Origin of the sequence: Salinivibrio sp. SS2 (assembly GCF_001722075.1) — a bacterium.
Classification (GTDB): Bacteria; Pseudomonadota; Gammaproteobacteria; order Enterobacterales; family Vibrionaceae; genus Salinivibrio; species Salinivibrio proteolyticus.
The window spans coordinates 45,544-72,183 of the sequence record NZ_MEBP01000096.1 but is presented as its reverse complement, the minus strand read 5'-3'; the positions used below and the strand labels follow the sequence as shown (position 1 = coordinate 72,183).

The following is a 26,640-nucleotide window of genomic DNA, read 5'->3' as shown; positions in this document are numbered from 1 at the left end:
ATATCTCTAAGCTAAACATCTATGATGGATCATTTAGGGCTAGCACCTTTCACTATCTATTGGCACGACCCTATCATCCTGCTGGTCCAATTGTGCGCAAATCGATAACCAGTTTTTGGCTCCCTCATTGACGGGGAATGCCTGATTGACCCACTGTTGACTATCTTGAGCCCGCTGTTGTAGCGCTTGTCTATCCGCGCAAAGCGCCGCTAAGTGCTCAGTGACGGAACGATGATCTAAATACTCAGCCCAAATAACCGGCGAACCTGCAGCCCAGTCCACCATGCCACCCTGTGCATACGCAATCACCACACGACCCACACTTAGCGCCTCTAACACGGTTCTCCCAAACGACTCGTAAAAATGAGACAGGCTTAATACAACATCTAAGGTTACTAATGCATCATCTGGATTATCAACGTAACCGGCAAAGTGCAGATTACTGGGTACGTGACCTGCTCGCATGGCCGCAATATCCTCTGTGTGAGGACCATAAAGATAAAAATCGATAGGAAGTTGCTGCAATAGCGCCTGTTCGGCTATGTGCAACATATCCCAAATACCTTTTTTAGCAATATTGCTGCTCAGCATCCCGACGCGTAAGCGCGAACCGTTGGGAATAGCCACCATATTACATGCGGGAGTACGCCATGTGTTTTGCCATACAATCGGCTTACGCGCATCCATTAACCACTGTGCCACCGACGTCGAATTTGCAATCCACGTATCGACCAAAGGATCAAAATGGTAGAGCCAAGCGTCTGGTGACGTTCCCAATGCAGCACATAAACTCGGATCATGCTCGGGTAATTCTCGGACGTGGACTGCCGTATGTATACGTCGGCGTTTGGCTGCCAATAATGGTACATCCACCACTAGCGTATTGACATATACGGCCTTGGCATTCACACATTCAAGCCAACTTCCCCAAACATCGACCGATGCATCAAGCACAGCGTGCTCTTGGTGCCACCAAGGGGTAGGAATAAAGGTTACGCGGTGGCAGTACGGGAGAATTTGCTCAACATAATCATGAGTCGCCGAGGGTAATACCACTTCAATCCGATAACCTTGGCGTTGCCAATCTTTGTGCGTCGCCACTTGTTGCAGAATCTGGACAAAACTACGCTCAGCGCCAAATTGATAGTCCGACACCTGATGCCCCACATACACCACAGCAGGAGATTCGGCTTTACGAGCACGTCTTGATGATGTTAGATCCAGCATTCCTTGAATAGACAAGGGACTCGGCGGTGTATTCGGATCGTGATTTAATCGGTGCCAAAGCGGATTGACTGCCTTCGTCTCCGGATGTAAATAAAGATAGGCTGAGCTTGAAAAGTGCGCACAAGGATCGCGACCTTCTTGCCAACCATGCGTAAGATAATGCTCCACCGCATCGATATTCGCCGCCGCGACATCAGGATAGCGCTGTCGATACCACCCTTCATCCACCCACTGATGTTCACGTATATAACGCACAAAGTTATCCTGCTGTAATGCCGATGACCCTTTACATAAACGCGGCGGCACCGCAAAGGGACGCGTCGTCATTTTAGCGGGAAGCGGTAACTGGGATTGCATAGTGTGATGCCACGCTAAGGCACTTTGATGATACTCTTTTCGCACCCCATAGAACTGAGTACGCAAGTGAGTTGCGCTTTGTTGTGTTAAGCTCTCGGACAGCACCATTCCCAGAGAAAGCGGCACATCTGGCATCACTTCCACAATGGCATCAGAGCCATAGATATGCTGCAAGCGATAGTAGTACTCAGTATCCGCATTAACTGCAACATTGTCCCAAAAACCAAGCGTATTAAGCACCTCACGTTTTATTAACAACGACGAGACGTTGCGGTAAACCCAGCCTTGCTCCATCCGCCAGCGTTGAAACTGCAACTTCTCGTCACAACGAATCCAATGCGATACCGATGCAACAGCGTGACGATTCGATAACAACGCTAGCATTTGGCGCTCAATCTTTTGAGGATGGGACCAATCATCGGCATCATGTACCGTGAGCCAATCGCCTTTCGCGCACTGCATGCCACGATTACGCGCTGCATACGCACCCTGATTTTCAGACTGTTGCACCAAGCGAATTCTTGAATCGCGGGCCTGCCACTGCTTCACCACATCGACGCTATTGTCATGTGACGCATCATCAACGACTACTAGCTCTAGAAAAGGCCATGTCTGTGCACATAAGCTTGCTAACGCGCGACCAATAGTCTGCGCCGCGTTATAACAAGGAATCACGACAGATACTCGATAACGCCAAGGCAAAAATCGCCGCCAACCGAGTGTTACCCGCGAAGGTTGCGTTATCATCGCCGGACGCGGTACGTCAGACAACGAGGATGCCGATAAGCCGCTAGGTGCAGGCGCGCTCGACAATCCTGCATTTACCCAACATCGTTGTAATGCTTCCCAACTCTGACGGCTGCCCTGAGCCATTCCGAGCGCGAGTTGACGCTCCAATCCGTCCGGCCATGCCATATCTGATAGCAGCATCGCCAGCGCCGTGTTCTGCTTTTGATGATACAGAGCCGAAAAACACAGTAACCAAGGCGCTTGCTCAGGCACCAAGGCGCGCGCGATCACATCACCCAGCACGGGGCGCAAATAATCAGCAACTAACGCGTACTCGCCTTCACTAGCATAAAAGCGCGCTAACACAAATCCCGCAAGACTCCGATGGACTCCCTCTTGCGCGGCTCCCTGCTTCGTAAATAAAGCTGTGAGTTTCGCTAATGCCTCCTCACGCCGTAAAGGTTGATGCCAAAGTACCGCTTCCCATTCAAACGCGGGTAACGCACAAGGCATACGGTTCTCTTGACAGCCATAGTGAGAAAAGTGCCACCAAGGATCGACCCCAGCGTCAGCGATGTCCGGGTACTGGTGTAAATACCATTCAGCATCAAATATTACTTTTAATTGTTCAGCAACCACATAATATCCTTAAAAAACTGTCGGTCGGCATGGCTGTGCTCTACTTTAGCACACCCCTCCAAACACAAGCATATCGGGGGCACTTATGCCTCATCTCACCATTTTACACAGCCAAAAAAAGAACCATGCCACTCGGCATGGTTCGTCGCTCTAAGATATGACACCTCTGCGCTATCGCGCGATCAATGTGTAATCATAAAATCATCAAAATAGGCACACTCTGTGGTGAAGTTACCCGCATCATCTTTCGGCGCCCAAGTTTCATCGCTGCCGCCATGAAAAGTGCTAAATAACAAGTGTTGAATGTAGCTGTCTGTGCCATCGCTAGCGCGTAGTCGTAAATTATCAACCACCATACGCTGCTTGTCATCAATCCAAACTTCGACCTTACCATTGGAGGCCGAGGCGGGTTGGTTTATCTGCACCACTAACTGCAAATGATAAAATTGGCCAGGGACAAACGTAAAGTTGGGTACTCGCCAAGAATCCCCATAGGTTCCGGGAATGTCTTGATGGTAAATATAGGTAGATAAGGTACCGGTAGGCCCAAAGCTCAAGCGCACACTCCATCCATCATCGGTAATGTCACGTCCACCGGTAATAGCACGCAATGGTCCTAAACCGTGGAGTTTCCCACCGCGCACAAACTTAAAATCTTCACAAAAATTGACATTAAAACTCAATGTATAGCGAGAGGCAGGCGGCAGGTCTTGTTTATCCAACACACGACGACTACCACGCTCGTATCCTTCATAATGTACTTGAATACCAGTTGAATTATTCGCGCCACCTGCTTCAGAGCGTTCAATCAAAGCGTTATCAAACAAACTTAACGCAAAGTCGGATAGACTCGTATCAAACGTCTCCTTAAATACAGGCGCACCAAAACGCTGATAACATTCAGCGAGCGAAGATGCCGCCACTAAATCAAACTCAGGCCCACAACGTAATATCGTCACCTCATCATCGCGTAAACGGCTTTCAACCCACAGACCATTATCGAAGCGTTTTAGCTCTTGTGGCTCACTATCATTGACAATATCGCGTCTCGAGCGCGTCCAAGTATCGGCGCCGTAACCATCTGGGAAAGACAAACCGGGTTCAATAAAGTCCAATCGCGATAAATCCACCGCGATGGGGGCATCACTACCCTGCAATCGCTGCCAAACCTCATCAACCATCGCATTTTCGCCGGGTAAAAATGTATGTTTGCTCTCGTGAATACGGCTTGATGTCACATTGGCCGTCACATCAACCTCAAGCGAGACTAAGGTATTGGCATCACTCGTTGGTAACGGACAACGCATTTGTCCCTCATCAAAATCCGTCGTCGCTCGACCTTCTATGCGGTAGTCACGGGCTTGCCAGTTTTCCCCATACTCAATCGATACCGTACACGTCGAGCCACCATTCCATCGGATCGTGATAGTCTGCTGTACCTCACCAACGGTTTCCTCGCTCTGCTGATAGATAGAAACGGGCTTAGTGACCGAGTCAAATGTGCCAGACACCTCTGCGACACGATACATCACTTTCTTTTCCGCAACCCCGACATCATAGCGTACCCATTTATCTCCGATTTGACCGCCGTCTTGCGTACTGCGAGGCAAATACATGCGCTCAACCTTTGAAAAATCGGGATATTGCTGCAAAAGTAGCGTCTTTTCGGCATACGCTTGCTGAAGGCCGATTGCAAATTGCTGAGCAATACTGTGCGTGCGACTATCCCCACTTTCGATAAAATCGTTGTAGAGCTGTTCGGTCGATAGGCTATAGGTATCACGAATATCAGATTCAGCATCCTCGATCAGCGTCACTAATTGCTCGCGCGCCGCCGTATCCGTGCGCATCAAATTGCAACTGAGTTCAGAGGCTTGTGAGCGTTGCCACGCCGCAATGGCTTGCTGCCATATTTGTGTGGTGAAAGGAGAGATAATTAACTGACTCGCGCCCTGCTCACCAAGGCGTTGCTCGCGAATAACCTGAGGCATTGCCACAAGCTGATAGGCGCGAGTGACTACGCCATAGTCAGAGTCGAAGGCACCGACAGGCACATCCACGACTATCGGCACAAACTGCCAACATGCTTCTAACGCAGATTGATCAACCGAAAAGCGTCCCTGCTCTGCCGTCAAAACACTGGGTTCGTTATCGTCGAGAGTATGATTAAAGTTGTAATCGACAAAAACGGTCGCGCCTTCAATATATCCATCGATTGCCATTCCAACAATCGGAGAAGACACAGGCGTTGAGGGGCCAGATTCAGAGGTACTGTCCTCTGAAGAGGAGTCGCTCGATCCACCGCAGGCGAGTAAAACAACACTAAAGCCACACACTTGCAATAACCGAAAGAATTCTTTCATAACTGCTGCCTCTTTCAGTGTACATATAAAAGTATTAGTACACAGAAACAAAGGCAGCCATTATTGTTAATAATTTTATTTATAAAAAAAGAAAGTGTCGGTTATAGGTTATTTTCCTTATTTTTCAATCAAAAGGCCAAGTTACCCAGAAGCTCAAACACTTGTGTATTGATATTTTTATTACAAAAAGCAAAAAATATAAATACTTGTTTTTTTAGAAGCTTTTAATTTAATCCACCAGAAAACAAATCACTAACCCGTTGATTATTGATTTTTTTATTATCGATAAATATCTCATTGACCTCAGTCAATATTGGCCGTTGATCTATCGGATTATCAAGTGCAACCTCACCACTAATCCATACAGAATGAACAGCAACTTGTTCATTTCCCACCACAAAACGGCATTGGTCATAATCTAATACTTTAATGAGAGAAGCATGAAATGGCTGAGTGCATCGATCCATGCTTGGCCAGTGAAAAAGCGCTATTCGTTTGTTCGCTGCAAGTAATTGTTCTAACTTGTTAATCCATCCTTGCTGATCCATCGTCATGCTAGAAAAGTCTGCAACCATCAACACATCAAACGCATGGTCGTCTCGACTTCTTAACATTGTTCGTGGGATCAACGAATCTGAATTCAAGAGAGCTTGGGGGTAAGTCTCGCGCACCAGCTGCCTAATTTGGTGATATACGGCTCTTAAGCCAAAATAAACGCTGCGCACATGCGAGATTGATTGACGCGTCAATGATGAGGCTTGATCAAGCGCAAACGCCAGTGGTACGTCCGGTAAGATCTTGGCCACCGCATGAGTCCCATACGCTGAGGTCACGCGCTTGATTAAATCCGTATCTGCAGCACATCGGACCGGATCCCACGTACCCACATCGGTCAATACCTGCTGACGGAATAAAAACGAAGAGTGGCTATAGTGAATGAGCTTTTCACTAGGACGCCAATTTTGGGTCACTCTTAGCTGTGCATCAACCCGCACCCAATGAGTGCAGACGCCCATCACATCTGGATATGCCATCAAATGCGCGACTTGTTGCGCGATTTTCTCAGGGTGAGACCAGTCATCCGCATCATGGGTGGTAATAAAATCACCTCTTGCTGCACGCGCTCCCGCATTTCGCGCCGCATAAGCGCCTTGATTCGAGGGCTGACATAATAATTCAACGCGTGCATCCCGTGCTTTCCAAGCCTGTACTTTCGCGACGGTATTGTCATCCGATGCGTCATCGACAACCAATATTTGTAGCGACTTCCAACGCTGCGCAACCAAAGAAGACAACGCAACATCAATGCTTTTTTCAGCATTATAAACAGGGAGAATAACCGTCACTAAGGGGCCTTCAGCCGACGGAACCGGCGAGGTCGTCAAGTTATGAATTGTCAGCGCATCGCTTTCATTAACCCGTTTAATCGGTGCAAATTGATGGCGTTGAAACACGCCATTAAGTACGGATAGGCGTTGCTGATCATCTCTTTGTGTGTTTGCCCACGCCAACATAAAATCAGCATCATTTTCCCACTCTGCTAAGAACGGCTTTAATGCCTCATGCATCGCAACCACCCCACTGCAGCAATACTCAGAAAATCCATATAAAAGGACGGCTGCTTTGCGTTCATGGTATTGCTCAGCAAGCGGTAATAAAGAAGCCGAATAGGTACGATAGGCATGCCATTGATGATGAAAGAAAGCCCACCTTGCGAGTTCATAATGGCTATAAAACGATAGGGTTTTAGACGTCTTTGATGGGGTCGTCCACACCGTCAACTGAGCCAGTGCAGCACGCGAAAACCCACCCCAAAGCGCATCTCTCACTTGTTTTAATCGATAGGTTTCATCCCATTGCTGTTGATTAATCAATCGTCCTTCATGGCAGCCATGATGGATATAATGCAATAACGGATTCATACCCGCTCGGGCGACATCCGGATAAGCCTTTAAATAAAATAGCGATGAAAACACAGGACTCGGATCAACACCTTCTGCTGCATGGGCAAGATAATGCTGAGCACACGCGTGCTCGGTCACATCAGGCCCCAGCTGATACGTTTCTCTGTACCATGCCACATCAAAATAAGGCGAACCGAGGATTACCGTATCCAGCCCCATTACAGGCGCCGTAGGCTTACCACCAGACCACAAACCAAAAAAAAGCGCCAAGCGATGCTTGACGCGTTCTAACAAAGACAAATTTATCACCACACATTAACCATGGGTAAGACGACGTTTGAGCCAACGCTTAGCACGTTGTTGATAACTATCAGACGACGCTTGCTCTCCGCGTGACACCGTCAATTGAACCGTGGCAATAGGCACACAGTGACTATCTGCCTGCAATGACAACAGCACGGGTTCATCAGTCTTGTCGTCTAACTGGTATCTCACACTAAAACCACACGGTGATTGCTTCCAGTAAGGCGACGGATAGTTTTGATCCGGGAACAAAGTCGCCAGTACATCCTTTCGCTCACGAGAAAAGTTAAATGCTTCGCGCTTGGTGCCCTGACTCACCACTAGCTGCAATTCACTCGCCGTGTCATCAAGCCAACCCGCCCATCCAGAAAAACGTAATTTATTGTCCTCAACAATCAGCTGATTGTTCACCGGCGAGTCTAAGTGGAAACACAAGCGATCACGCCACTGTTCTGAGAGCTGACGAGTTACACGCACACATTTAGCTTGCTCACTCAGTGAGGTTTTTGCTAAGTGCTTTGCATATGCTGCAGCACGCTCAGGCGTACGTGATGGCACGCCTAATGCGTGTGCCTGTGGCCATTGCAGCTCTACCGGGAAATAACCACTGTCAAAAAACGCCTGAGCAATGTCGGCACGAGATGACTCTGGGACAAAGGAATCCAATGCAAAGTCAGTAAAACCGGCTTGCTCTTTCCACATCGCGACAAGCTCATGGTGCAGGCCTTGCTCAAATATTTTCTTCGTGACTTTATCAATCGTTGCCGAGGTATAGAGCTCATCAACAATCGCTTGTATCGCTGGGCTGCACGCGATTTTTTGCTCTTTAATTCGGTAATAGCATTGATCACCCGACAGAACCACCATACCGGTTTGCTCAAATAAACGCCGTGCGATAGTGCTTTTACCCGTACCGGGTTTATCCATCAGCAAGTAGGCATAAGGACGACATTTTCGCACATGCACCACGTAACGCTGCAATGGATCGCCAGCTTGTTTAACACTATGGCCGACCACTTTCCACGCATAGTCTTTGAGCATACTGCCAAGCTTAATCCGGGTAGGAAATAAGCGCTCATCAATTGCACGTTTTACCGGCACAAATGCATCTTGGCTCCCAGGTGCAATGCTAATTTCGAGCACGAGCACACCTTGAGGATCAAGCTGTTGCATAATTTGATGGATCAATGCCTCTTGATCGTCCGCATAATGCAATGCCGACAAAAAGGTGATGACATCGAAAGGACCTTCAGGCAGGGTTTGCCATGATTGACACAGAAATTGACCCTCGGGAAACCGCAATGCAGCTCGTCCAATCGCTTCTTGTGACTGGTCTATCCCTGTTACACTCTTGGCGCCTTCAAACAGCGCGTAACCACAAAAAAAACCTTCATTACAACCAACATCTAAAAATCGTTTTTGGTGTAAATCCGGTAATCGAAGCGCGGCTAATTTGTCTAATGATTTAGACCCTCCCTTAACACCGGGAAAGGTTTGATACTGCATAGAATTAACACTATGTTGGGGCAACATCCGTTGCACGTTAATAGAACTCTGCAACAACGCAGTCCGCTACGGTGCGCATGGGGCTAGCCAACGTAGCGGCTCTGCCCCATGCTCGTTGATTACGCGGATTCTGCTTCCGGCTCGCCTTGTGCGACCTTGACGGTGGGTTGTTGCGAAATCGGGGTATTATGATCTTTTTTATACACCTGCTCAAAGCAGTAGTTGGTTGCATCAATGTAACCTTCCACGCTGCCGCAGTCAAAACGCTCACCTTTAAATTTGTAAGCAAGCACACAACCTGATTGGGCTTGTTTTAAAAGCGCATCGGTGATTTGAATTTCGCCCCCTTTGCCCGGTTCAGTTTGCTCAATCAACTCAAAAATATCTGGCGTTAAAATGTAACGGCCAATAATCGCCAAGTTACTTGGCGCCGTTCCCGGCTCCGGCTTTTCAACCATATCGTCGACACGGAACAAATCATCTTTAATGGCTTGGCCAGAAATCACACCATATTTATGGGCTTGATCTTCTGGTACTTCTTGCACAGCGACAATGGTACAACGGAACTGGTTATACAAAGCAACCATTTGTGCCAACACGCCTTTTTGCTCATTCACACACAAATCATCCGCTAGCACAACCGCAAACGGCTCGTCCCCCACTAACGGGCGACCGGTTAAAATGGCATGGCCAAGGCCTTTCATTTCGCGCTGACGAATAAAAGTAAAAGTTGCTGAATCAATCAAACCGCGAATATCATCCAACAAAGCCTCTTTGCTGGTGCCTTGAATTTGATGTTCTAATTCATAGTTTTTATCAAAGTGATCCATCAACGCCTGTTTGCCTCGCCCTGTCACCACACACATGTCGCTCATACCGGCTTGAATAGCTTCATCGACGCCATATTCAATCAAAGGTTTATTAACGACTGGCATCATTTCCTTGGGCATGGATTTTGTTGCTGGTAAAAAGCGCGTGCCGTAACCAGCGGCAGGGAAAAGACATTTTTTAATCATGAAAGGACTCTCCTAGAACTGACAAAATAAAAGGCAGGCCAATTTGGGTATAATTCTTCGGCCCGCCATAGAACAGATAAAACATAGATACGATACGATACGATAAGAATTTATCGAGGGTCGATAAAATAATCGATATTTTTAATGATAAATCGTTGATTAATACGCTTGGGTTTTATTTCGAACACAGCCATGCGTTCGTCAATAATCTCAACAGGTTGATATAACTCTTCCACAACGTGATAATAATCGCGTTCGACGTAATCATCGAATAAAACCAGTGCCGGTTTACGTACATTAATACACGCGGCTAAAAAGCTTGCTACTCGAAACCGCCCATCAATCAAAACCAAATCGGGATGAAGCTTATGCTCTTGAAGATAATCCCACGCACGTTGTGGATAATCAGGCCAGCGTCTGAACTCGCTATCATCGACAGGACGTCCCCACGCTTTAGTGGGCCCTATATCGGCATAAATTGGAATCAGGCTGCCCGGTAATTTTTGCTCTTGATATGCCCCCATCAACTCAACCAACCACTTAGCATCGGTTTCAGTGGTGACAACCGTGTTTCCCTGCTCGACACCAAATAACGTTGACCCACCCGACCCATACTCAAGGATCACCTTATGGCTGGCATAGGCCTTTTTCACATATTCAAGGCACGCAGGGGGAAACGTTAATTTAAAATCACGAAACATCACGTATCCTCTCGATAAAACCTCCTTACTCGAAAGGAAAGCCGAGTGAGTTAACTACACTCACAAAGTGGGCATTTCCTGTACAAGTAAGGAGGTGAAAGAACAGCATAGCGGCCCTATCAACTATCGAGGATAGAGTTTCGATGACTGCTCTAAACAAAAACTTGATAGTCGATTAACACGAATAGAGGCTAATTAATCATTACCAAATAAATCACGGGTATAGACTTTATCTGCAACGTCTTCTAATACCGCATCAAAGCGGTTAGAAACAATCACGTTGGCAAGCTGCTTAAACTCATTAAGGTCGTTAACCACTCGGCTATTAAAGAAGTGCTCTTCTTTTAGCTCTGGTTCATATACCACCACTTCGATCCCTTTCGCCTTCACACGTTTCATAATGCCTTGAATCGCCGATGCGCGGAAATTGTCCGAACCGGATTTCATCACTAGACGGTAGACACCGACGACCTTTGGTTCGCGAGCGACAATAGAGTCGGCCACGAAGTCTTTGCGCGTTCGGTTAGCTTCAACAATCGCTTGAATCAGGTTGTTTGGCACATCTTGGTAGTTCGCCAACAGCTGCTTGGTATCTTTCGGCAAGCAATAACCACCATAACCAAAACTTGGGTTGTTGTAATGGTTACCAATGCGCGGGTCTAAGCCCACACCTTGAATAATTTGCTTCGCATCCAGACCATGGGTTGCTGCGTACGTATCTAACTCATTGAAATACGCCACACGCATGGCGAGATAGGTGTTCGAAAACAACTTAATCGCTTCCGCTTCCGTGCTGTCTGTAAATAGCACTTCCACGTCTTGTTTAATCGCGCCCTCTTTTAACAAGCTAGCGAATCGCTCCGCACGCTCGCTGCGTTCACCGACAATAATGCGCGATGGATGGAGGTTATCGTACAGCGCTTTACCCTCGCGTAAAAACTCTGGCGAGAAGATGATATTCTCAGAGGCAAACTTTTCACGCACCGCCGCAGTGTAACCCACTGGCACCGTTGATTTAATAACCATCACGGCATCAGGGTTAATCGCCAACACATCTTGAATCACCGCCTCAACCGAGCTGGTGTTAAAGTAGTTGGTTTTCGGATCATAATCGGTCGGCGTGGAAATAATGACAAACTGGGCATCTTGATACGCTTCTTGTTTATCCAGCGTGGCGCGAAAATCTAATGCTTTGTGCGCTAAAAAGTCACTAATTTCTTTATCTTCAATCGGTGACATTTTGTCGTTTAACAAATCGACTTTACGGGCATCAATATCCAACGCCATTACTTGATGATGCTGAGCCAATAGCATTGCATTCGATAAACCAACATAACCAGTGCCAGCCACGGCAATTTTAATTTTATTCATTTTTTTAATTCCAGTTCTCGATAATATTCATTGCCTTTGTAAAACACTCGGGAGTTTCTGCTTTCCCATGCCCTCCTTCATGGTCGAAGAGAATAATATTTAACCCATCACTCTGATATTCTTTTTTATCTATGTCAACATGTTTACAAAACATATCTAGGTGTGTATCAAAATGGTGCTCGTCTAGCGTGTTTTGTATATATAGCATCCTACTATTTAGCAACGAAACATCATTATATTTGGCCAGTTCAATATTACTCATTCTTAGCGGATGGTTTTTTCTAACCTCATCAATGGGCATATCATTCCAGCAAACTTTCAAATAATTATTTACATGCCTTTTCCAATACTTTGTAATGTCAACCTGAGGATTAATAGTAACGACAGAAAGCTTGGGCTCCATAATTCCAAGTCGCATCGCGGCAAAGCCACCGCCACTCGAACCATACGTTGTGACCCTAGTTAAATCGACTTCTGCCAATTTAGCTATGTCTTTAATTAGGTTGAGTAACGTAGGAAATGGATCATAAGATTCGTTTCCCGAATACCATGCAAGACCTAAGTTATCATCTTGACGTATGGTCGGATCAGAAATATAGAGACAGTGACCAGGAAAGTGTTCAGCCCATGACCAACGCTGAAAAACCGGAGGATCATTTTTCTCACGACGAGCATCGCCGGATAACAATACGAATATTCGAGTTGCACCCTCTTTGGGTGCCCAATAAAAGTCATATTGAAATGATTCATGTTTGAATCTTCCTAGTGCTTTGCTTGCTATTGGAAAATTATGCTTATCGAATTCAAAACTAAGCAAGCTACTCAACTCTTTAGCGCCAACTTTCACAAGACGCTTTGGAAAGTGTGATGTTTCAGTCATTTAAAACCTTTAATATAAATATAGCTAATTAAACAAATAGTATAGTTATATATCCTAATTACATACTAACGATAATAATAGAAATAAAACAACCATTATCACTACAAACTAACTGGTCAAAGACAATGCTGATATGTTCGATATATATACTTTTCGAGAAACACTTACATCATCATAGTAGTTGTATACTTTTTGAAAAAGAGACTCGTCCCATTTACTAGAACTTGAATCAAGTGCTGTGAGCCTAATCTTTTGATATGAATTAAGATCTGTATCCATATTCAAAACATCATAAAGAGGTACTTGTTTGACAAGAAATGGAAACCTTTCACTACCCGCGACTTTATGTTTAGTTGGTATTATTTTATTTCCATGGTTAGACTCAATTAAAATCGAGCTAGAATCAAAACTTGACACAAAAGATAAAGCAACAGGTACGCCTTTGATATCTATCTCAAGACTATTTCCTTTTAATAGGACTGTAGTCTTTCTATTCATCCTTGAGTTTTCGAAAGTTTTTGCCTGACCACTAACAGTATAGCTATCAAAAACAAAATCAGGATTACTTTTAATTTCATAGAGAGACGCATCGTTACATAAAAGCAAGCATTTGGCTACCACACTGTTTGCTATATAATCAATAGCATCCGAGTTAAAATGATTATCATCTTTGTATAAAGAATCAAATTTATCAGATGAAGAAATAGACTTAAGATCTTTATCTATATTGATACATAAGGCGCCAAATTCACGTGAAATTTCTTCCATTTTAGAGTGCATTGCACTCTGTCGCTCCCAAAACCTTTTGGGCTTCCTACCCAGTAATATAGAAACAACCCTAGCTTTTGGATACCGACAACGAAGGCTTCTCAAGAGCTCACCATATGCATATGACCACAGTAGAGAGTCATTTGAAAACAATGGATAGTCATTTATACCATATTCAACAAAAACTATATCTATATCTCTTTTGTTTGACATGTTTAGGTTTTCAAGACCAAAAAGGCTAGTGGTTCCTCCGACAGATAGATTGTATACATTGTCTATCCTATAGCCCATGTTGGCATAACACCTAGGAATCGATTCAGCGATCCCATTCTTAATAACAAAATTGCTTCCACCAATAAAGAGAAAATTCAAAATCGCTCCAAAATCGTTTCAAAAGACAGATGATTTTAAAATAAAAATAATTATATCTAGGATAAATACATACTAAGATTTAGAAATCCAGGATTCTAATCCTATGAAGTTTGGGTATCCATCCAATGGATGTACAGTAAGCTTCTCATCTGTTATAAAATAATCAGTGGACTCCACATTCTGTCCCATAACTATTGGGGCAATATTTCTTTCCCCTAGTAACTCGAAGTAGATGTCACACAACGCAGTGTTGTTCTCATAGAAACAAGGCCAATGAAATAATGCTGTTTTTTTTCCCGGGTTATTTTTAATTATTTTTTTAACTATCTCACAGTCCTTTTTGCGAGAAAAGTCACCTGCAATTATAGTATCAAAGTGCAATATCTCATCTGATCGTTCGTACATACTTCTAGGCGCAGGAAATACGCGATTAAATTTTGCTTTTTTTACTAGTAGATCATCATTAGATGAATGCCACCATGCGCAAATCTCCCTATATATGTGGCGTAAACCATAATAAACGGTTCGTACGTGAGTAGATTTGGTTCGAGTAAGAGAGGATTCCTCATCAAGAGCGAACGCCAAAGGTGTATCGGGACATATTTTTGCAAAGGAGTCTTTTCCAAATTTAGCTTGCATACGCCAAATATATTCCGTATCACCGCCTATGCGCACATGATCCCACTCCCCAATAGACTCCAATACTTTTCTCCTAAACATAAATGAAGATTGGCTCCAATGGATTAGACGATTGTTCGGACGCCAATTTTGAGTAAATGATAGGTTTTCTCGAGCTCTAATCCAATGCGCAGAACATCCCATCACTGATGGATTGTCTTTTAAATACTGGACTTGCGTGGCAATTTTTTGAGGGTGAGACCAGTCGTCACTATCATGTGTTGTAAGTAAATCTCCTGTAGCAAATGTAAGACCATAGTTGCGCGCGGCATAGGCTCCCCCATTTTCAGGAGGTTGAATAGCCTTTATTCTTGGGTCTTTCTTTTCAAGCTCTTTTAATATGTCAAATGTATTATCAGGTGAACAGTCATCAACTGCAATAATTTCTATATTTTTATATGACTGTTGCAATAATGAATCAATTGCAACTCTTATCTGATTTCCGGCATTGTAAATAGGCATTATGATAGAAACTTTTAGCTTGTCCGTTATTTTTGACACAGGCAAGCCAACAACATTATCAAGATTCAATGGCCTGTTTCTATCTTTACGACGAATCCCCGAAAAGCCCTTAATTGAATAGGCTCTGTTAATCATCTCAATACGCTTTTCGTCATTTTCTTGCGAGTTCGAAAAAGCAAAATATCCATCAGTATCATCTAGATTATGCTCCACAAATGGCTTTAAGCTGTTGTAAGCATCATTAACGCGGCCTAGACTCAACAAACAGAAGTATCTAAGATATATTGACTCTTTACGAACTGGATATCCGCTCTCTAGAGAACTCATTTTGTATGATAGATCCAATGCCCCCGCAATATTTCCGATAAAATATAACCAGCGGGCGGTATGCCACATTGACCACCAGCGAGTCTTATCTGTGGCTGATTCATCGTTATAAATCAACTCTAGTTCTTTAAGAGCGGACTCCGAGTGACCATTCCAAAGCTTCGCACCCAGCATTGATGTGCCACTCTCCTCTTTAGATTTTATCTGATACCCTCTCGATTTTCCCTTATATAAATAATGTAATAGTGGCAGTTCTTCTTTACCTATTTGATCATTGTAATTATATATATAGAAATTGGTATCGAAACGCTTACAAGGGTTAAACCCAAGTCTCCACCCTATAGACATATAATGCAAAATAGGATCTACGTTGTTTGGAACTAACCCTTTATACTCTTCTAAATACCATTTCCCATTAACATATTTGGAACGCTTAACCGCCTTGTAGTCTTTTTCGTTTAGACCCATCAGCTTATAAATAGATTTTGTTTTTTTGTTCACCAGATCTTTATTGAAATGGGACTTCTTCATCAAGTATGCTAAATTAAAAAATACAAAATCCAACTCCTGACATTGACGAATACACTGTAAATATTCATCGAATGCATCATCATAAAGTTTATTTCTAAGCAACTGGTTAGCTTTTGATAAGGACGTTGTTTCCATTTTTAAATCGCCATGTATAAAATAATATTAGTGATTCTAGTGATCGATTTATTTATCACTCAATCATTGTGTTCTTTTATTTAAAATAGGTAAGTAATTAAGTAGTAGTTACATCTTGTTTTCGAGTAGCTTCGCAGCAGTTTGGCGCTCTTCTCTATTACCAAATTTAATAAAGTGTATAAGCGGATTTAATCCACTCTCTGCCACATCGGGATAGGTTTTTAAATACCAACGTGTATCAAAGTCAGGACTAGGGTTGCGCCCCTCTTGCGCACCAAAGCGCAGGTAGTGATCAATGGGATCTAAGCCTTGCTGTTCAACATCAGGGTATTGATTTAGATACCACTCTTTATCAAAAAAGCTTGAGAGTTCGATTAATAGCTTTTGTTGCGCGAGTTTTTCGGCCCGTTTACGTTTTGGTGTTTGGCGGAATTTACGTACCGGTACAGTGACTTTCCACAATGCCGAGTTGTGGTGAGCCGTAAGCTCTTTTTCAAGCAGTGTTTTGCTGGCCAGCGCTTGAGCAAGCTCTAATTTCGTTAAGCGCACGCGTTTCGATAGGCTCGCTATTTTGGCATTGTTTGCTTTTAGCTGTTGTGCTTGCTCGGTTAACTGCTCTTGCTGCTGACTTACTTGCTCATCAAGAGCGCTTTTTTCGTTGTAGAGTGCTTCTAAGGTTTCTTGAACACGATGAAGCTCAGCAATAATCATGCTGTTTTCTTCTGTAAGCGTGTGGTTATGTTGTGTTAGCTCATCAATCTTATGGTGTTTTTTCTGCTCTAATGCCGTGAGTTTGTTTTGGCTTGCGGTATAGTCCGCGTTGAGTTGCGCGTATTGCTTGTTGTGTTGCGCAATAGTTTGCTCAAGCTCGGCGGAGCGTTTAGTTAAGCGTTGCTGCTGCGCCAATGCCTCATCTAAAGATTGTTTCGTATTATGTAGCTCAGTGATCAGTGCTTGGTTTTCGTGTTTTAGTGCGGTTTGTTTTTTCTCCGCATCTTCTGTGCGTCTAACGCTTTCTTGGTATTGCCCTTCGGATCGCTGATTATCTATCAGTGCAGATTCTAGCGCCTCTTGCATGCGGTGCAGCTCAGTGAGAAGCAAATTGTTCTCTTGGGTGAGACTTTGACTATGTCGGTCATTGTCTTGAAAACGTGACTCCCATTTTTGCTTTTGTTGCTCAACCTGCGCCAATTTTTCTTCGTATTGTGCGCGTTCAGCATCATGGGCTTGCTTTAAGGCTTCTAATTTTTCTTGGGAGTCACGCTGTTGCTTGTGCGCATACCGCAGTTGCTCAACCACTTGTTGGCTTTGCTGGGCCAAACTCGTCATGTTGAACGGCAGAGTGGGATAACTGTCACCCATTGGTAAGGTCACGCTGAACAAAAGTTGTTCCAAATGAGCAAACTCGGGGCGCTGCGAGATATAATAAGCCGCGAATATGTCGTATTCGTCTTGTTGTGTACGCGGCGCCATGCTCATTGCGTCTGGCCACTCGATGCCAAGAGACGTTAGCCAGCCTTGCCAAGCCTCAATATAAAACGTGGCATGGGTATGGCTAATAAGATTCACCTTGTGCTGATGATTCGGCAACCATGCAAGCAGCGCTTTCGTAAAGCGCATCCACTCGGCGAGTGTTTCCTCAATTGCGTTGTCGTCTGCACCATTACGCAGCGCATCGGCCAGCGTCGACTTTGCATCCCATACATGAAGGACCACTTCATCAAACGATAGTAGATCCTGTTCAATATCCGCTAATGTACACGGGTTAGCAATAATCAACGCCTCACTGTCGCTAGGGTGATCACTGGTGCCACTTTGCACAATTGGAAACGGACTCGTTTGCTGACTGAGCCACGCCTGCCATTGGGCACTCTTTATGGTGCTAGCAATGACTTTCATTTTTCTCTCCATTTCACCTAACCACTGGTTCAAAATTACGATTTATTCATCGATATATTCGGCACTTGCTTCTTTGGCCGCATCTCTCGCGGTTTTAGACACACCGTTATCTCGCTCGGTCTGCGCTACACTCTGCTTAGCACCAAGCTCTGGTACACTATGCAAGCCCATTCGCTGCATGATATTTTGATTGATTTTTTTGACATCGTAGCGCTGCAATGCCAATTGATAGCCTGCGGCACCATGTCGAATAATCCACTCGGGATGGTCGATATACGCTTTCATCGCGTTTAATAACGCATGTGGATCATGCGGGGGAATTAATAAGCCGTTTTTTTGATGCACCACAGTTTCTTTGCACCCTGGGCCTGATGTGGTGATCACCGCACGACCCATTGCCATCGCTTCTTGAGTGCTTCGGGGTACCCCTTCACGGTAATAAGACGGCAGAACAAACACCGATGATTTTTTAAGCGGGATCCGCACATCGTCCACTTTCCCCGTATAGTGAATGATCCCTTCGTGGACTTTTTGTTTTAATAGCGCAGGAGATACCGCATCTCGCCCTTGATCGGGCGCACCCACCACCCAACACTCGGCGCGATAGCCTGCTTCTTTTAAAGCTTGTGCGGCTTGTAGGTAATACCAAATGCCTTTTTCATTAAGTAAACGGCCAATAAAAACAAAACGCACTGGGGCCGTCACTGGCGGTTGAAATTGGTAATGATGCAGGTTTAAGCCAATACCATTAATTAAATGCACTTGGCCGGTACGGATGTGGTTTTTGTCTATCAGGTCGCGCTTGTCGTCTGGGTTTAACAGAAAAAGGTGATGGCTGAACCGCAACGCACAGCGATAGAGAAACACTTGCACTTTCTGCAGTAGTTTTTGCTTTTTACTGAACCCCGAGGGAGGTGGCGTAAAGGGCCGGCCTAACCCTTCAATTTTGGTGACACGCAGCGGGACTCCGGCTAATTTTGCCGCGACGGTGCCGTAAATGACGGGTTTAGCAAAATAACAAAACGAGACGTCAACATTAAACTGCTTAAACAGTTTATACAGTTGATAAACTGTTTTAATGTCTTGGTAAGGATTAATGCCCAAACGACTTAGCGAGTAGCGAATTGGCGTCGCGCCCAGCTCTAGAATACGTAGCTGCTGGGTAAAGGTTATCTCACTCACAAAGGCATATACAGTATGGCCCGCCGCCACCATGTCTTTTATTAGCTCACCTCGAAAGCCAACCAAACTTTCCGCTAAGGTCCCAACAATAGCAATGGTCTTGTGTTTCATTTCACCCCTGCGAGTTGGCGAACCGTTTTCGCGACCAACGCGGTTATTTTTCGATTAAAGCGTTGACCTGCTTGTTTCTGTTTTGCCAACAACTTCACGGCATCAAAAACGGTGGTGTAATACCCAGAGTAAGGATGGATGTACAAGGGATACCAAATATAGGCAGCATAAATCAGTTCGTCGATCGTGCGTTGTACGCCACGACGCGCTACCGAATACTGATCGTCGGTTACCCCCCATCCCGCATAAAAGGGGATGCCGTGACACACCACTCGCTTACCTCGAATTAATGCCTCAAACCCTGCTAAGGAGCACATCACATGCACAGCATCTACATGCGGATAAAGGTGCTCAATGCCCACATGCGCTTCGATTTGATCACACCACTGTTGCGCCTGTTGCTCGTTTTCGCCCGCTTTTCGCGCGCCCGCAATCACATCTGGGTGCGGCTTATAGATAATGTGCGCATCGGGATGTTGCTGGCGAACTTGCTTTAGCAGCGCGATATTGGTACGCACATGGGGCGAGCCGTATTGGAGCGATGCATCCGATTCGACTTGGCCTACCACCAAGTAGATGGGTCTATCTGTTACAGGTCGACGCCATGTGGTTTTACCGGTGTTATATTTAGTGAGCGATTGGGCCACCAATTGCTGCTTGAGAGCACGCCCTTGTTGACGCTCCTGCTCTGTAAACACGTGCGTTGTGAGATAATGTTCAAGATCTGAGGGCCGCGTGGCATCAAAGTAGATCCCTCTTTTATCTACAATCCATGATATAGGTTTGGCAAATAACGCCCCCAACCCTACCGAGCGTATAAAACCATCTTCAACGCGCAGTATTGGTCGCTCTGCATAAAGGCGGTTGCGGCTTCCCCAAATCAGCTGTGTTTCGTGACGGGCCACAACAGACATTGCCGCATCATGACGCAGAAAACGCAGACGGCTACCTTGAAAAAATGCGCGAAAACAAGGGCGCCAGTAGGGATTGACATCAAACGTAACCAAGTTTTTTGGGGTTCGCTGGCGCCCTGCAACTTGCACGGCTAACCAAGCAGTTGCTGCAAAGGGTGTTATGCTTTGCCCAGTTTCTGGGTGATAAGCCTTGGTTTCTGGATGCAGCCAAGTCGCTAATACTAGCTGTTGAGTTTGCGTGGGCGACCAATGTTTTACATACCCGAGTGCGTATGTCGTTGAGTGCGTAATAGGCTCAAGCAATGTTTGTGCGACGCCGGGTAAAGCAACAAAAGGCACCCCATACATAGCACTTTCGACCATTGGCTCACCTCGCGCGCTGATGACGCATTTCGCGTTAGCAATCCAGTGAACCGGACGACTCTCGTTATTCAGTTGCTGCCACAAAAACTGAGGATGATTCTGCCGTGCTTTCGCCAAAATATCCGCTACCCGTCGGGGGACGCGCGTTTGAATACGTAATTGGTGGTCGACTAATACATACCAAACATAGGCATTGTGTTGGCGGGCATATTGTGCCGTTTTATCGACCGCGTCTTGATTAACATCTTGTGCGGTGATCACCATCAGCACATAGGCGCGCGGATCGCTTTTAGGTTGATCCGCGTAGGCATGATCCAGCCCTAACACACTGAGCTGATGTTGCTTGACACCCTCCAGCCACTGTTGATGGGTAGGCGTCCATTCCTGATCCTGCACCGCACTGATGTTGTTTAGCGCGAGACGAAACAGTGAAGGCGACGATCCCGCCCTATTTCTACTGAATCGAGGCTTAAACGGCGCAGCAGGAAGCGGCCAATACAGTTGTCCCTTATCAACACTCTCCATGATCCGTGATTAATCTCGGTGGTCACGGATAATACTGCGGCCAAGGTGAACAACCGCGAAGAAGAACAGGCTCATCAAACTCCAGACCACCCAGTTGTGAAAACGACGGGGCTCGGTCGAATATTCAGGCAAACTTGGGTATTGCAGCACAGATACTTGCTTGAGTTTACGCGCCGTTTCAACGCGCGTAGTCTCAAGCGCTGTTAAGGCGTTTGAATAGAGTTCAAGCGCAAACTTAGCCTGCATTTCTAACGTTTGATATTCGGCCGTTACACGGTTAAGCGCATTATCTTTGTTTTGCGTCAGCAACCGTTTTTCTTGCTTCACTTGTGCTTCTAGGGCCTCAATTTCGCTTTTTAGTCGTTGCATCTCCGGCGAGCGCGCCGTTTGGAAGCTGCTTAACGCTTGGCGCTTTGATTGGGTCACTGCCAGCTGTCCTTTTAGCTCGGCAATGATCTTCAGCGTTTCTTCAACGGTGGCTTTGGGCGAAATCAGGTTATGTTGGTTTTGGTAAGCCAATAGCTTTTCACGCGCTTGGTGTAAGCGCTCCGACATGGTGTTGACTTGTTTTTCAATAAAGTTGAGCTGTTCTTGCGCGAGACGACGCCCCATCGCATTCATATGCTTTTCACCTTCATCGAGCAAGGTTTTAGCAACTCGCTGTGCCATTTCGGGTGTATACGCTTCGACACGAATACGCAAGACTTTGGTGTAGTCGTCAAACTCAATATTAATGCGTTTGCGTAAGTACTGGTGGAACATTTCTAACGGCACATCGGCACTGGATAAACGAGAGATAAAGTCAATATTGTCTTGCGCGTAGTGGTGACGAAGATCAAGATCCTTTTGGAGTTTGATGGTCATATCCACAGATTCAAGGTGCTCTTTCAGCAGCAACAAGTCGCCCGCGCCGGATGTGCCGGACAGCAGTGATGATACGCTCAGCCCCGTCGGGATAATTTCAGGGCTTTTTAAAACCACATTGGCTTGCGAAACGTAGCGATCAGTCGCAACAAGGCCGTAATAAATGCCCGCAGCAACAATAATGCCCAAGCATAAAAACCACTGTAAATGCTTACGAATAACTACTTTCATTTTTTAATACTCTTATGATAATCGTGTATGGCATCTTCGAGGTCGTCATACCAAATCGCTTTACCCTTGTGTATCCATAGCCCTGCCTGACACAAGTCTCTTAAAATACCTTCGCTGTGCGACACCATAATAATGCTGGCTTGACCGATTCGATCCTTAAAGGCTTTGGTCGCTTTTTGCCGAAAGCTTTTATCACCGACGGCTGTGGCTTCATCTGACAAATACACATCAAAATCAAAGGCGAGCGATAAGCCAAAAGACAAGCGGCTTTTCATCCCGCTTGAATAAGTGCGAATAGGTTTATCAAATGCTGCACCAATTTCGGAGAAGTCTTGAACAAATTGAATAATGCGCTCAATTTTGCTTTCGTCACCATGAATACGCGCGACAAACTTTACGTTTTGACGCCCCGTCATGTTGCGCTGAAAACCGCCACTTAAACCAATTGGCCAAGAGACACTGCATTTTCGTTCGATGGTGCCGTGGTCTGGCATATCCATCCCGGAGAGTAATCGCAACAAGGTGGACTTCCCAGCACCGTTCTTGCCTACCACCCCCACACTCACACCCTGTGGAATGGTAAAATTCACGTCTTTTAATACCCAGTTACTACCAAAAGGGCCGTGGTAGCGCTTGGACATATTTTTTACTTCTATCATGCTGACATTAATCTTGATTTAAACCGCACATGCAGCATTAGTCCTAATAGGCTCGCCACCAGCGCGCATTGCACGGGGTAAAGCAAGCTGACGCCACTAAGCATGTAATAGCCATGGAAGTAGGCATGGCGGAGCAATTCCAACACATGCACCAGTGGGTTATACATCAGGACATCCCGCAATTCGTGTGGTAACGCTTTAAGAGGAAACATGGCTCCTGACAGCATATAAAGAGGAAACATCAATAACTTAACGATTTTTTCCACCTCTTCGGCAATGGTCGCTACCACAGAGAGCACCAAGCCAAAACTAAGCCCGAGCCACCATGCCAACAGCCACATAGCGATAACAATCAGGGGCTCATCCGGGCCACGATAGCCACCAAAAAACATCAACGACACCACAATAAGGGTGAGTACCACACTGCGAATGGTAAATTCCAGAAAAGCGCGAACAAGCACAGGATCGAGTGGGTGCACCTGACGATAAGCAAATAACGAGCTATTGGCGCGTATCGCTCCCATAGAGCGCATCATGGCATCGCGGAAAATCATAAAAGTGATAATGCCGATGATTAACCAAGGGATAAATTCCGCGCCTTGAATGTACTTAATTCGTCCCATAAGCTGTCGCACCCCTATAAAGATCATGAGGTGAAGGATGGGCTCGAGCAATATCCAGCTCCATCCAAACCGATCAGCGCTCATACGCGCCATCGCTTCTCGCATAAACAGCGCATGCCAAACATGTTTACAGACTTTTAATGGATGTCGTGGTTGATAACTCATTACAAGTCCATGATCACTTTGGCTGATACCGCAATTTGATAAAGGATTTGGGTCAACGTCGACGCCAATTGCAGGTTTTTAGTGGCGGCTTTGGGCAGCACCAGGATTTGATCACCGGCTTGCACCGCAAAGTCTTTGGCGGAAACCACTTCACCATTTTGACGCACAATTAAAATGTTGTCTTCGTTGGCGTGTTGGCTAAAACCACCGGACGCATCGATATAATCAAGCGCGGTTTTACCCGGCGTGAAGACGATCGATTGCGGTACAAAGACTTCACCGGTGATAAGTACTGTGCTGCTGCGCTCCGGTAAACGGATAACATCACCATCTTGCAAGCGAATATCTGTCAGCTCGCCTTGGTTAGTTACTACCATGGTGCCATCTGGTTCAATTTGAGAGGCTTTTTGGACAAACTGGCTAATCAACTCTGCTTCTCGCACACGAATAGCCGATTCTTCTGCGGTTGAAGAAGATGCGCCTAGATAGGTTGCTTCTAGACGACGTAAACTCTCATCCAACGCCTTTTTCTGCCGCTCAGCAACACTGACTCGAGATAGTGAAATTTGTTGATAGTTCGTTTCCTGTGGCTCAACGGCGACACTGGTCAAAAGCTCAGCTAAGGTCGTATTTTTGGGTAAAACGAAATTGGATTGGCCGGTAAACGCGCCTTCCAGTTTAACGACAATTTGCTGATCTTTGCTGTCACCAACAAAAACAAGCTCATCGCCATCCGCAATATCTGCAGTCGTGAAGTCTTGCAATGACAAATAGTGGGCAATCCATTCTTTGTTACGCGTACCTCGCTGCAATACATGGGTGACAGCGGGATCCAATTGTGTGAGCGCTAGGATCTCTTCGCCCTGGGTTTTACTATCTTTGAGTTCAAAACGGAACGTGCGGCCAATGTCGCCTTTTACAACGACGGTCGGCTTTCGCTTTGTCACTAATAATGTATCGCCCTGCTGCAATTGAGGATGTTTGAGCTCGCCTTCCAGCATGTATTGATACAGATCCAATTGACTGATGACTTTACCATCGCGCAATAAGGAGATTTCTCGATAGCTACCTAACTGATCATCAATGCCGCCAGCCTGGTCAAGAAACATCAGTGCTGAATCGCTTGGTACACCAGAATACCGGCCAGGGTTTTCCACAAAGCCCGCTACAAACACGGAGATAGGCTGCACACCTTGTAGATTGGTATAGACACGAACTTTATCCGAGTAGGTTTTTCGAATAGCGGCTGACACGACCGTGTTTAAACGACTATTCGGAATCCCTTTAACATTCACTGGTCCAATTGAAGGAAGGAAAATATTACCTTGAGCATCAACCGGCAAGGTGCGCTCCATTTCAAATGCACCCCAAGTTTTAATTGTGACCTGATCACCGGGGAGAATACGGTAGTTTGGGTTGAGGCCATCAGAGCGTAAACCACGAAAGCCACCTTGGAATAAGGAGTAACCAAAAGGATGAATATCCGCGTCATCACGGGTGGTTTGTTGATTCTGAACCGGACCATAGTTGGATGACTGCCAGTTCGCTTTTACCGTATCGTCCGAGGCACTTCCCCCCTCAGACGCGCTCTGTGCTTGCTTCGCAGCAGCCATAAGCTCACTGCGTGAGGCACTTTGTGCGCTTGTGCTGATAGACAACGCAATCAAAAGTGTAATTATTAATCTTTTCATTCGTATTTGTTCTCTGGAAATCAACATTAGGTGACACGCCCCACATGCTCTGGCTTGTTCATGACAAACGCGCATGCTGGGTGACGCAGTGTTACGAGGAGTGACTGGACCCGCTAGATGGTGCTAGCTAGTTACGAAACGCTCGAACGACTCCCCAGCCTTTGGGATACTCACACAGGTTGTACTGCGAGGTTTGAGGGGATTTCAGAGACGAGGGCACCTGACGCAGCGCAAAACACGTGGTGCCAATAGCAGAAAAGTAACGTTGCTCGACAACGACCGATTGCTCACCGGTTTGGAGCGGAAGTGTTACGGTATCGCCAACATGGAGACGCTGACCGTAATCGATATCATTGCTTTGAAGGTAGTGAATGGTGTGATTGGGCATTCCTGACACCACACTGTAGCTATCCGCTTGCGATGTGGGGTAAGACGAGCACCCTGCGAGCAGTAAAAGCCCACACGGTAAAATAAGTTTACATAGAACATTCATAGCCAAAACCTTACTAATCAACACCTTGCAAGTTGTTGATATCCTTTTTAATTTTTATTCGCATTATAGTGAAAATGCGGATTTTTAGACGCCGTCTAAGTTATTAAGCAGCGCTATAAACTGCATAAATAATCATGTTATTACTGGCAAAATAGACACGCTACCGCCCATTGATGTTAGCGCTTGATCACACTGCGCAGACAAAAACCAGCTTATTCACAAGGTTAAACCCACAAAAACACCGCAACGATTTGGCAACATTTATAATTTGGTCTACTTTATCGTTTGCGGTGTTAAATTTTGCAGGCTGTCATACTACGCAAACTGAATAGATCATCAATATTGATTGAATGTTTTTCTTGTCAAAACTCAGTTGTTTGCTGTTTTTTTGGACAAAGAATGAATTTTGCATGAAAAACGTCTAAAACAGTGCAAAAAGAAAAGATACTGATAAAACAGACAGATACGAACTTACTGTGATATAAGTCTAAAAATCGGTTACAGAACAGTGTGTTGATTAGGTGGGGAGAGAGAGCCTAGGGGCCTAGGTCCTAGGTCCTAGGGAAGATGATGGGGAATACGGAATACGGAATACGGAATACGGAATACGGAATACGGAATACGGAATACGGAATACGGAATACGGAATAC

The 26,640-nt window shown here is 45.5% G+C and carries 18 protein-coding genes; all 18 read right to left on the bottom strand.

Features of this window, described 5'->3' with window-relative positions:
• Nucleotides 1-39: 39 nt before the first annotated feature.
• The 18 genes from BGK46_RS11815 to BGK46_RS11730 all read right to left on the bottom strand — a co-directional run bounded on the left by BGK46_RS11815 (nt 40) and on the right by BGK46_RS11730 (nt 25,989).
• Nucleotides 40-2,952, bottom strand: a complete 2,913-nt coding sequence (locus BGK46_RS11815; RefSeq protein WP_069589520.1) for a glycosyltransferase — start codon at nt 2,950-2,952, stop codon at nt 40-42.
• Between the two features lie 182 nt (nt 2,953-3,134).
• Nucleotides 3,135-5,315, bottom strand: coding sequence for a polysaccharide lyase (locus BGK46_RS11810; protein WP_069589519.1), 2,181 nt, complete (start codon nt 5,313-5,315; stop codon nt 3,135-3,137).
• Between the two features lie 224 nt (nt 5,316-5,539).
• Nucleotides 5,540-7,519: a glycosyltransferase family 2 protein gene (locus BGK46_RS11805; protein WP_139130773.1), complete on the bottom strand. Its 1,980-nt coding sequence runs from the start codon at nt 7,517-7,519 to the stop codon at nt 5,540-5,542.
• 15 nt (nt 7,520-7,534) lie between these two features.
• Nucleotides 7,535-9,028, bottom strand: a complete 1,494-nt coding sequence (locus tag BGK46_RS11800) for a methyltransferase domain-containing protein (RefSeq protein WP_069589516.1) — start codon at nt 9,026-9,028, stop codon at nt 7,535-7,537.
• A 119-nt stretch (nt 9,029-9,147) separates the two neighbouring features.
• Complete coding sequence (gene galU / locus BGK46_RS11795) at nt 9,148-10,044, bottom strand: UTP--glucose-1-phosphate uridylyltransferase GalU (RefSeq protein WP_069589514.1); 897 nt, start codon at nt 10,042-10,044, stop codon at nt 9,148-9,150.
• A gap of 110 nt (nt 10,045-10,154) precedes the next feature.
• Nucleotides 10,155-10,745, bottom strand: coding sequence for a hypothetical protein (locus BGK46_RS11790; protein ID WP_069589513.1), 591 nt, complete (start codon nt 10,743-10,745; stop codon nt 10,155-10,157).
• Nucleotides 10,746-10,940: 195 nt separating this feature from the next.
• Nucleotides 10,941-12,107, bottom strand: coding sequence for a nucleotide sugar dehydrogenase (locus BGK46_RS11785; protein ID WP_069589539.1), 1,167 nt, complete (start codon nt 12,105-12,107; stop codon nt 10,941-10,943).
• A gap of 13 nt (nt 12,108-12,120) precedes the next feature.
• Nucleotides 12,121-12,996, bottom strand: a complete 876-nt coding sequence (locus BGK46_RS11780; RefSeq protein ID WP_069589512.1) for a hypothetical protein — start codon at nt 12,994-12,996, stop codon at nt 12,121-12,123.
• A 108-nt stretch (nt 12,997-13,104) separates the two neighbouring features.
• On the bottom strand, nt 13,105-14,136 hold the full coding sequence (locus BGK46_RS11775) for an SGNH/GDSL hydrolase family protein (RefSeq protein ID WP_069589511.1): 1,032 nt from the start codon (nt 14,134-14,136) through the stop codon (nt 13,105-13,107).
• A gap of 72 nt (nt 14,137-14,208) precedes the next feature.
• Nucleotides 14,209-16,269 carry a glycosyltransferase family 2 protein gene (locus BGK46_RS11770; protein ID WP_069589510.1) on the bottom strand — a complete coding sequence of 687 codons (2,061 nt, stop codon included), beginning with the start codon at nt 16,267-16,269 and terminating at the stop codon, nt 14,209-14,211.
• A gap of 108 nt (nt 16,270-16,377) precedes the next feature.
• Nucleotides 16,378-18,168, bottom strand: a complete 1,791-nt coding sequence (locus BGK46_RS11765; RefSeq protein ID WP_069589508.1) for a hypothetical protein — start codon at nt 18,166-18,168, stop codon at nt 16,378-16,380.
• A gap of 42 nt (nt 18,169-18,210) precedes the next feature.
• Nucleotides 18,211-19,461: a glycosyltransferase family 4 protein gene (locus tag BGK46_RS11760; protein ID WP_069589506.1), complete on the bottom strand. Its 1,251-nt coding sequence runs from the start codon at nt 19,459-19,461 to the stop codon at nt 18,211-18,213.
• Nucleotides 19,458-21,263, bottom strand: a complete 1,806-nt coding sequence (locus BGK46_RS11755) for a hypothetical protein (RefSeq protein ID WP_069589504.1) — start codon at nt 21,261-21,263, stop codon at nt 19,458-19,460. Before BGK46_RS11755 ends, BGK46_RS11760 begins: the two co-directional genes overlap by 4 nt.
• A 9-nt stretch (nt 21,264-21,272) precedes the next feature.
• Entirely contained in the window at nt 21,273-22,358 is a 1,086-nt protein-coding gene (locus BGK46_RS11750; RefSeq protein WP_069589502.1) for a chain-length determining protein, read from the bottom strand.
• Nucleotides 22,355-23,017, bottom strand: a complete 663-nt coding sequence (locus BGK46_RS11745) for an ABC transporter ATP-binding protein (protein WP_069589500.1) — start codon at nt 23,015-23,017, stop codon at nt 22,355-22,357. The genes BGK46_RS11750 and BGK46_RS11745 overlap by 4 nt, the downstream gene beginning before the upstream one ends.
• Nucleotides 23,014-23,805, bottom strand: coding sequence for an ABC transporter permease (locus BGK46_RS11740; RefSeq protein WP_069589498.1), 792 nt, complete (start codon nt 23,803-23,805; stop codon nt 23,014-23,016). The genes BGK46_RS11745 and BGK46_RS11740 overlap by 4 nt, the downstream gene beginning before the upstream one ends.
• Nucleotides 23,805-25,496: a polysaccharide biosynthesis/export family protein gene (locus BGK46_RS11735; RefSeq protein ID WP_084781431.1), complete on the bottom strand. Its 1,692-nt coding sequence runs from the start codon at nt 25,494-25,496 to the stop codon at nt 23,805-23,807. Before BGK46_RS11735 ends, BGK46_RS11740 begins: the two co-directional genes overlap by 1 nt.
• 127 nt (nt 25,497-25,623) lie before the next feature.
• Nucleotides 25,624-25,989 carry a hypothetical protein gene (locus tag BGK46_RS11730; RefSeq protein WP_069589494.1) on the bottom strand — a complete coding sequence of 122 codons (366 nt, stop codon included), beginning with the start codon at nt 25,987-25,989 and terminating at the stop codon, nt 25,624-25,626.
• Between the last annotated feature and the right edge of the window lie 651 nt (nt 25,990-26,640).